Source organism: Pseudomonas sp. RC4D1, assembly GCF_018390395.1.
Lineage (GTDB): Bacteria > Pseudomonadota > Gammaproteobacteria > Pseudomonadales > Pseudomonadaceae > Aquipseudomonas > Aquipseudomonas danubii.
In genome coordinates, this window is sequence record NZ_JAHBAW010000001.1 from 2,873,971 (window position 1) to 2,882,500 (window position 8,530).

Sequence of the window (8,530 nt, forward strand, 5' to 3'; positions counted from 1 at the left end):
CTTGTGCCAGCCTGTGTCTTATACGTCCAGCGAGCCTTGGTCGATGACCAAACCTGGACCCATGGTGGTGCTCAGGGTAACGCGCTTGACGTAGATACCTTTCGAAGAAGCTGGCTTGATACGCTTCAGGTCAGCGATCAGGGCTTCAACGTTTTCCTTCAGCTTGACGGCGTCGAAGCCGACCTTGCCAACGGAGGTGTGGATAATGCCGTTTTTGTCGGTGCGGTAGCGAACCTGACCAGCCTTGGCGTTCTTAACTGCCGAGGCCACGTCTGGGGTTACAGTGCCGACTTTCGGGTTAGGCATCAGGCCACGAGGACCCAGAACCTGACCCAGCTGACCTACAACGCGCATTGCATCCGGAGAAGCAATAACTACGTCATAGTTCAGGTCGCCGCCTTTCATTTCGGCAGCCAGATCATCCATACCTACGCGGTCTGCACCGGCAGCCAGAGCAGCTTCAGCAGCTGGACCCTGAGTAAACACAGCAACACGTACAGTCTTGCCAGTGCCGTGTGGCAGCACGGTAGCGCTACGAACAACCTGGTCAGATTTACGTGGGTCTACACCCAGGTTCACAGCTACGTCTACGGACTCGCTGAACTTAACGGTCGACAGCTCGGTCAGGAGAGCGGCGGCTTCTACGAAGTTGTAGGCCTTGCCTGCTTCAATCTTGCCGGCGATAGCCTTTTGGCGCTTGGTCAGCTTAGCCATTACACACCCTCCACGTTAAGGCCCATGCTACGAGCAGAACCGGCGATAGTACGCACGGCTGCATCCATATCAGCTGCAGTCAGATCCGCGTTTTTGGTTTTCGCGATTTCTTCCAGCTGAGCACGGGTAACAGTGCCAACCTTAACGGTGTTCGGACGAGCGGAACCGCTGGTCAGGCCAGCAGCTTTCTTCAGCAGAACCGAAGCAGGGGTGCTCTTAGTTTCGAAAGTGAAGCTGCGGTCACTGTAAACAGTGATGATCACAGGAGTCGGCAGACCTGGTTCAAGACCCTGAGTACGGGCGTTGAAAGCCTTGCAGAATTCCATGATGTTCACGCCGTGCTGACCCAGAGCTGGACCAACGGGCGGGCTTGGGTTGGCCTGAGCGGCCTTAACTTGCAGCTTGATGTAAGCAGTAATCTTCTTAGCCATGAGGCACTCCAATTACGGGTTCAGACGCCTAGAAAGGCTCCCCGGTTACTTGCGCGTTTATCCCAGTGACGAAAAAACCCCACAGCCTAAGGCTGCGGGGTATGGGATTCTCGTCCAGTTAGGCCTTCTCGACCTGACTGAACTCTAGCTCTACCGGAGTAGAGCGACCGAAAATGAGCACCGCCACTTGGATCCGGCTCTTTTCGTAGTTAACTTCTTCGACCGTACCGTTAAAGTCTGCGAACGGGCCGTCAGTAACACGGACCACCTCACCTGGCTCGAACAGTGTCTTAGGCTTGGGCTTATCGCTGCCATCAGCAACGCGACGCAGAATTGCTTCCGCCTCTTTATCAGTGATAGGCGCTGGCTTATCAGCAGTACCACCAATGAAACCCATGACACGAGGAGTGTCCTTGACCAAGTGCCAAGTCCCCTCATTCATGTCCATTTGAACCAGCACATAGCCTGGAAAGAACTTGCGTTCGCTTTTGCGCTTCTGGCCATTGCGCATCTCAACCACTTCTTCAGTGGGGACCAGAATCTCGCCGAAGCCATCTTCCATGCCAGCCAGCTTTACACGCTCGATCAACGAGCGCATTACATGCTTCTCGTAACCCGAGTAAGCATGCACAACGTACCAACGCTTAGCCACGGGACACCCTTAGCCAACAATCAAGGAAACAAGCCAGCCAAGCAGGGAATCTAGCCCCCACAGCAGCAACGCCATGACCAGAACCACAGCCACTACAATAAGCGTGGTCTGCGTGGTCTCTTGGCGAGTTGGCCATACGACTTTACGAATCTCAGTGCGCGCTTCCTTAACCAACACGAAGAACGACTTGCCTTTGGCAGTTTGCAGACCAATGAAGGCAGCAACTGCGGCAACGGCAAGCAACGCCAATACGCGGTACAGGATCGGCGAAGCAGAATAGTACTGATTGCCAACAACACCAACAATCACCAAAGCAACCACAACGAGCCACTTGAGCAGATCGAAGCGAGAGCCTTGAGCTTCAGCCTTAGGAGTCATCTATGAAGATCCTGTGAAAAGAAAGCCAGACACATTGAGTGAATCTGGCAGGTCAGGAGGGAATCGAACCCCCAACCTACGGTTTTGGAGACCGTCGCTCTGCCAATTGAGCTACTGACCTAAAAACAAAATCAGGCCGACCATTATGTCGGCCCGATGGAGATATTTCAAGAACTTATTCGATCACTTTGGCTACGACGCCAGCGCCGACGGTACGACCGCCTTCACGGATAGCGAAACGCAGACCATCTTCCATCGCGATGGTTTTGATCAGAGTGACAGTCATCTGGATGTTGTCACCTGGCATTACCATTTCAACGCCTTCCGGCAGCTCGCAGTTACCGGTCACGTCAGTAGTACGGAAGTAGAACTGTGGACGGTAGCCTTTGAAGAACGGAGTATGACGGCCGCCTTCTTCTTTGCTCAGAACATAAACTTCAGCAGTGAACTTGGTGTGCGGCTTAACGGTACCCGGCTTAACCAGAACCTGGCCACGCTCAACGTCGTCACGCTTGGTACCACGCAGCAGAACGCCGCAGTTCTCGCCAGCACGACCTTCGTCGAGCAGCTTGCGGAACATTTCAACGCCAGTGCAGGTAGTCTTCTGAGTATCGCGCAGACCAACGATCTCAACTTCTTCCTGGATGCGAACGATGCCGCGCTCAACACGGCCAGTTACCACGGTGCCACGACCGGAGATCGAGAATACGTCTTCGATTGGCATCAGGAACGGCTTGTCGATTGCACGCTCTGGCTCTGGGATGTAAGTGTCCAGAGTTTCTACCAGACGCTTAACAGCGGTGGTACCCATTTCGTTGTCGTCTTGGCCGTTCAGAGCCATCAGAGCCGAACCGATGATGATCGGAGTGTCGTCACCTGGGAAGTCGTAAGTGCTCAGCAGGTCGCGCACTTCCATCTCAACCAGTTCCAGCAGCTCAGCGTCGTCAACCATGTCAGCCTTGTTCAGGAAGACAACGATGTACGGAACGCCTACCTGACGGGACAGCAGGATGTGCTCACGAGTTTGTGGCATCGGACCATCGGCAGCCGAGCAAACCAGGATCGCGCCGTCCATCTGGGCAGCACCGGTGATCATGTTTTTGACGTAGTCGGCGTGACCTGGGCAGTCAACGTGCGCGTAGTGACGAATGTGCGAATCGTACTCTACGTGTGCAGTGTTGATGGTGATACCACGAGCTTTTTCTTCCGGGGCACTGTCGATCTTGTCGAAGTCAACACGAGCCGAACCGAAAACTTCGGAGCAAACGCGAGTCAGAGCAGCAGTCAGAGTGGTCTTACCGTGGTCAACGTGACCGATAGTACCCACGTTAACGTGCGGCTTATTACGTTCGAACTTTTCCTTAGCCATCGAAATCACCCCTAGGAGAAGAATTGAGCAAGTCACACAAGCCATTAAAACAAAGGCAGATATTTTCATATCTGCCTTGTTATATGGAGCTCTTGAGCGGATTTGAACCGCTGACCTCACCCTTACCAAGGGTGTGCTCTACCAACTGAGCTACAAGAGCGTAACACTTTGCAAAACCTGCAAACCTGGAGCGGGTAGCGGGAATCGAACCCGCATCATCAGCTTGGAAGGCTGAGGTTCTACCACTAAACTATACCCGCGGAGCCTGCAGCTCTCGCTAAATCTGGTGGAGGGGGAAGGATTCGAACCTTCGAAGTCGTAGACGTCAGATTTACAGTCTGATCCCTTTGGCCGCTCGGGAACCCCTCCTAAGCGAGGCAGCATTTTACACTACGCTACCTTTCTGTCAAGCATTTTCTCAATAAAATCTTGAGGTTAGCTGCGTTGACTTAGCTCTGCTGCTTTAACCTCAAAAGGTCTTCACTGCGGAGCGGGCGCCATTCTATGCAACCTATTCGACAGTTGCAAGCCCCTCACAAGGCATTATTTTATGTTTTAACTCATTGAATTCCTTAGCAAGGTTCTGCAGCTGTAGATCATCCAGCAAATGCTTGCTCTCAGGAGCCACACGCAACCAGAAACCAGAAGATCCAGGAACACTCAAGTACAGTAGCCTGACATCCGCCCCCAGCCCTATAAGCCGCTGCTCAAGCATCTGAGCCATATCTCGACGAGCAAAGCCCCCTAGATAGAGACAGCTTGCATCAACCTCTCCAACCCTCCCCTTATCCCTCCGCTCGACCGAATCTGCAGACTCACTCAACAAGCGAATATCTTGCTGAGAGCCTCGATAGAGCGAGAGAGGCATAACCTCTTTCGCACGAAGAGGTGCTTCCTGCTGATGCCAGATGTAATAGAAACCATTGAGGACCAGTAACAACAGAAACAGCCAGCGCATAAATACCTCGAGACGAAAGACAAGCCTTAGTCAACTCGAAAAAAACAAATCACGAACAAACTGATCCTGCGAAACCAACACAACGCCCAGAGCAGCTATACAAGCCTCCCCACCTACTAGCCTAAGGTAGCGCGGGCACACTTCATGGTGTTTCGCAGCCAAACTCAAGGATCGTCACGCAACCTTAGACTGAGCTCCCCACCGCTATAAGTTTTCTCTTCACCTTCAACGCTCAACCGCAACGCCCCTTGGCGATCAATACCCAGCACGACACCATCGATCTTATTGACCCCCGCAATCAGAGACACTTCACGCCCCTGCCAGAGATGACCTTGCTCCCACTCGTCCTGGATAGCGGAGAAACCATCCAATCGATGACGCTCAAGATAAGCCACAAGGGTCTCACTCAATCGAGCAACCAGCTGATTGCGATCAGCAACCTGGCCAGACTCCAACCTTATCGAGGTCCACTCCTGATCAACCCCCTCGGCGCTCTGCATATTCACATTAATCCCAACCCCCAGGACCACATGACACACGTCCGCAGGATCGCCCACCAGTTCCAAAAGTATTCCCGCGACCTTCTTCTGACCAACCAAAACGTCGTTTGGCCACTTCAAACCCGCCCTTGGGATTCCATACTCACGAAGGGTATGCATAACCGCCAACCCTACGACCAGACTGAGCCCCTCCAGTTGCCGGAGACCTCCATCTATGCGCAAGACCAGGCTGTAATAGATATTCTCGGCAAAAGGACTTATCCACTTGCGTCCACGCCGGCCACGCCCCGCGGTCTGACGCTCAGCTAGCACAAGAAAAGGAGCCACAGCCCCACCCTCGATGGATCGCAGCGCCTCAGCATTTGTGGAGTCGATAGAATCAAAAATTCGAACGTCCCAAGCACTGCTGGGAGAAGAGCACCGACTTATCTCCGCGCTGCTCAACAAAGTGATTGGAGTGGCCAACTGATATCCACGACCTCGCACCTTATGGATGACAAGCCCCAATTCCGCCTCAAGAAGCTGTAACTGCTTCCATATAGCACTACGACTAACACCCAGCACCTCTCCGAGCGCCTGGCCCGAGTGAAATCGCCCATCCTTTAGAAGCTCTAACAACGTCGACATGCAGTATCCGCCTCACAATGAGCCCGGCATGATAGCCATGCCCAAAACCATTGCATAGAAAACACCACCCGGCGAGCAAGTCGATCGGGCAGATAAAAATCAAATCGACTTTTCTCCGCGCAAAAACAAAACCCCAATTGCTTTCGCAATTGGGGTTTCGGAATTTAATCTTGACGATGACCTACTCTCACATGGGGAAACCCCACACTACCATCGGCGATGCATCGTTTCACTTCTGAGTTCGGGATGGGATCAGGTGGTTCCAACGCTCTATGGTCGTCAAGAAATTCGGTAGCCAGTCCGTTGCTGATGCAACGTGCCAGCGAATGGGTATGTAATAGATTTGTGTGTTGTGCAAACTTTCGGTTTGTTTCGTCTTCACACACCGCAATCTGGTCTCTTTCGAGTTCGCAAATTGCTTGGGTGTTATATGGTCAAGCCTCACGGGCAATTAGTATTGGTTAGCTCAACGCCTCACAGCGCTTACACACCCAACCTATCAACGTCGTAGTCTTCGACGGCCCTTTAGGGGATTCAAGATCCCAGTGAGATCTCATCTTGAGGCAAGTTTCCCGCTTAGATGCTTTCAGCGGTTATCTTTTCCGAACATAGCTACCCGGCAATGCCACTGGCGTGACAACCGGAACACCAGAGGTTCGTCCACTCCGGTCCTCTCGTACTAGGAGCAGCCCCTCTCAAATCTCAAACGTCCACGGCAGATAGGGACCGAACTGTCTCACGACGTTCTAAACCCAGCTCGCGTACCACTTTAAATGGCGAACAGCCATACCCTTGGGACCGGCTTCAGCCCCAGGATGTGATGAGCCGACATCGAGGTGCCAAACACCGCCGTCGATATGAACTCTTGGGCGGTATCAGCCTGTTATCCCCGGAGTACCTTTTATCCGTTGAGCGATGGCCCTTCCATACAGAACCACCGGATCACTAAGACCTACTTTCGTACCTGCTCGACGTGTCTGTCTCGCAGTCAAGCGCGCTTTTGCCTTTATACTCTACGACCGATTTCCGACCGGTCTGAGCGCACCTTCGTACTCCTCCGTTACTCTTTAGGAGGAGACCGCCCCAGTCAAACTACCCACCATACACTGTCCTCGATCCGGATAACGGACCTGAGTTAGAACCTCAAAGTTGCCAGGGTGGTATTTCAAGGATGGCTCCACGCAAACTGGCGTTCACGCTTCAAAGCCTCCCACCTATCCTACACAAGCAAATTCAAAGTCCAGTGCAAAGCTATAGTAAAGGTTCACGGGGTCTTTCCGTCTAGCCGCGGATACACTGCATCTTCACAGCGATTTCAATTTCACTGAGTCTCGGGTGGAGACAGCGCCGCCATCGTTACGCCATTCGTGCAGGTCGGAACTTACCCGACAAGGAATTTCGCTACCTTAGGACCGTTATAGTTACGGCCGCCGTTTACCGGGGCTTCGATCAAGAGCTTCGCGTTAGCTAACCCCATCAATTAACCTTCCGGCACCGGGCAGGCGTCACACCCTATACGTCCACTTTCGTGTTTGCAGAGTGCTGTGTTTTTAATAAACAGTCGCAGCGGCCTGGTATCTTCGACCGGCATGAGCTTACGGAGCAAGTCCTTCACCCTCACCGGCGCACCTTCTCCCGAAGTTACGGTGCCATTTTGCCTAGTTCCTTCACCCGAGTTCTCTCAAGCGCCTTGGTATTCTCTACCCAACCACCTGTGTCGGTTTGGGGTACGGTTCCTAGTTATCTGAAGCTTAGAAGCTTTTCTTGGAAGCATGGCATCAACCACTTCGTCACCTAAAAGGTAACTCGTCATCAGCTCTCGGCCTTAGAACCCCGGATTTACCTAAGATTCCAGCCTACCACCTTAAACTTGGACAACCAACGCCAAGCTGGCCTAGCCTTCTCCGTCCCTCCATCGCAATAACTAGAAGTACAGGAATATTAACCTGTTTTCCATCGACTACGCTTTTCAGCCTCGCCTTAGGGACCGACTAACCCTGCGTCGATTAACGTTGCGCAGGAAACCTTGGTCTTTCGGCGTGGGTGTTTTTCACACCCATTGTCGTTACTCATGTCAGCATTCGCACTTCTGATACCTCCAGCAAGCTTCTCAACTCACCTTCACAGGCTTACAGAACGCTCCTCTACCGCATCACTTACGTGATACCCGTAGCTTCGGTGTATGGTTTGAGCCCCGTTACATCTTCCGCGCAGGCCGACTCGACTAGTGAGCTATTACGCTTTCTTTAAAGGGTGGCTGCTTCTAAGCCAACCTCCTAGCTGTCTAAGCCTTCCCACATCGTTTCCCACTTAACCATAACTTTGGGACCTTAGCTGACGGTCTGGGTTGTTTCCCTTTTCACGACGGACGTTAGCACCCGCCGTGTGTCTCCCATGCTCGGCACTTGTAGGTATTCGGAGTTTGCATCGGTTTGGTAAGTCGGGATGACCCCCTAGCCGAAACAGTGCTCTACCCCCTACAGTGATACATGAGGCGCTACCTAAATAGCTTTCGAGGAGAACCAGCTATCTCCGAGCTTGATTAGCCTTTCACTCCGATCCACAGGTCATCCGCTAACTTTTCAACGGTAGTCGGTTCGGTCCTCCAGTCAGTGTTACCTAACCTTCAACCTGCCCATGGATAGATCGCCCGGTTTCGGGTCTATTCCCAGCGACTAGACGCCCTATTAAGACTCGCTTTCGCTACGCCTCCCCTATTCGGTTAAGCTCGCCACTGAAAATAAGTCGCTGACCCATTATACAAAAGGTACGCAGTCACAGAACAAAGTCTGCTCCCACTGCTTGTACGCATACGGTTTCAGGATCTATTTCACTCCCCTCTCCGGGGTTCTTTTCGCCTTTCCCTCACGGTACTAGTTCACTATCGGTCAGTCAGTAGTA

The 8,530-nt window shown here is 52.7% G+C and carries 7 protein-coding genes, 4 tRNA genes and 2 rRNA genes (1 of these 13 cut by a window edge); all 13 read right to left on the reverse strand.

Annotated elements, in window-relative coordinates; all coding sequences use genetic code 11:
* Positions 1–18: 18 nt before the first annotated feature.
* Positions 19–714, reverse strand: a complete 696-nt coding sequence (gene rplA, locus KHO49_RS13275) for a 50S ribosomal protein L1 (RefSeq protein WP_011063782.1) — start codon at positions 712–714, stop codon at positions 19–21.
* Positions 714–1,145, reverse strand: a complete 432-nt coding sequence (rplK, locus tag KHO49_RS13280) for a 50S ribosomal protein L11 (RefSeq protein WP_003176435.1) — start codon at positions 1,143–1,145, stop codon at positions 714–716. The genes rplA and rplK overlap by 1 nt, the downstream gene beginning before the upstream one ends.
* A 118-nt stretch (positions 1,146–1,263) precedes the next feature.
* Entirely contained in the window at positions 1,264–1,797 is a 534-nt protein-coding gene (gene nusG / locus KHO49_RS13285) for a transcription termination/antitermination protein NusG (RefSeq protein ID WP_002555501.1), read from the reverse strand.
* Between the two features lie 9 nt (positions 1,798–1,806).
* Entirely contained in the window at positions 1,807–2,175 is a 369-nt protein-coding gene (gene secE / locus KHO49_RS13290) for a preprotein translocase subunit SecE (protein ID WP_213665115.1), read from the reverse strand.
* A 45-nt stretch (positions 2,176–2,220) separates the two neighbouring features.
* Positions 2,221–2,296 (reverse strand) — tRNA-Trp (locus tag KHO49_RS13295).
* 54 nt (positions 2,297–2,350) lie between these two features.
* A complete protein-coding gene (tuf, locus tag KHO49_RS13300) occupies positions 2,351–3,544 on the reverse strand; it encodes an elongation factor Tu (protein WP_060841339.1) in 1,194 nt (397 codons plus the stop codon).
* An 84-nt stretch (positions 3,545–3,628) separates the two neighbouring features.
* Positions 3,629–3,704 (reverse strand) — tRNA-Thr (locus KHO49_RS13305).
* Positions 3,705–3,730: 26 nt separating this feature from the next.
* Positions 3,731–3,804, reverse strand: a tRNA-Gly gene (locus KHO49_RS13310).
* A 24-nt stretch (positions 3,805–3,828) separates the two neighbouring features.
* Positions 3,829–3,913: transfer RNA gene (locus KHO49_RS13315), tRNA-Tyr, on the reverse strand.
* A gap of 142 nt (positions 3,914–4,055) precedes the next feature.
* A complete protein-coding gene (locus KHO49_RS13320) occupies positions 4,056–4,502 on the reverse strand; it encodes a hypothetical protein (RefSeq protein WP_213665116.1) in 447 nt (148 codons plus the stop codon).
* A gap of 164 nt (positions 4,503–4,666) precedes the next feature.
* A complete protein-coding gene (gene birA, locus KHO49_RS13325) occupies positions 4,667–5,629 on the reverse strand; it encodes a bifunctional biotin--[acetyl-CoA-carboxylase] ligase/biotin operon repressor BirA (protein WP_213665117.1) in 963 nt (320 codons plus the stop codon).
* Positions 5,630–5,797: 168 nt separating this feature from the next.
* A 5S ribosomal RNA gene (gene rrf, locus KHO49_RS13330) occupies positions 5,798–5,913 on the reverse strand.
* A gap of 146 nt (positions 5,914–6,059) precedes the next feature.
* A 23S ribosomal RNA gene (locus KHO49_RS13335) occupies positions 6,060–8,530 on the reverse strand; it runs 421 nt beyond the window's last position.

Bases quoted from the DNA above. Each gene is read 5' to 3' on its own strand.
- rplA (WP_011063782.1), bottom strand. From the start codon at position 714: ATGGCTAAGCTGACCAAGCGCCAAAAGGCTATCGCCGGCAAGATTGAA.
- rplK (WP_003176435.1), bottom strand. From the start codon at position 1,145: ATGGCTAAGAAGATTACTGCTTACATCAAGCTGCAAGTTAAGGCCGCT.
- secE (WP_213665115.1), bottom strand. From the start codon at position 2,175: ATGACTCCTAAGGCTGAAGCTCAAGGCTCTCGCTTCGATCTGCTCAAG.
- tuf (WP_060841339.1), bottom strand. From the start codon at position 3,544: ATGGCTAAGGAAAAGTTCGAACGTAATAAGCCGCACGTTAACGTGGGT.
- KHO49_RS13320 (WP_213665116.1), bottom strand. From the start codon at position 4,502: ATGCGCTGGCTGTTTCTGTTGTTACTGGTCCTCAATGGTTTCTATTAC.
- birA (WP_213665117.1), bottom strand. From the start codon at position 5,629: ATGTCGACGTTGTTAGAGCTTCTAAAGGATGGGCGATTTCACTCGGGC.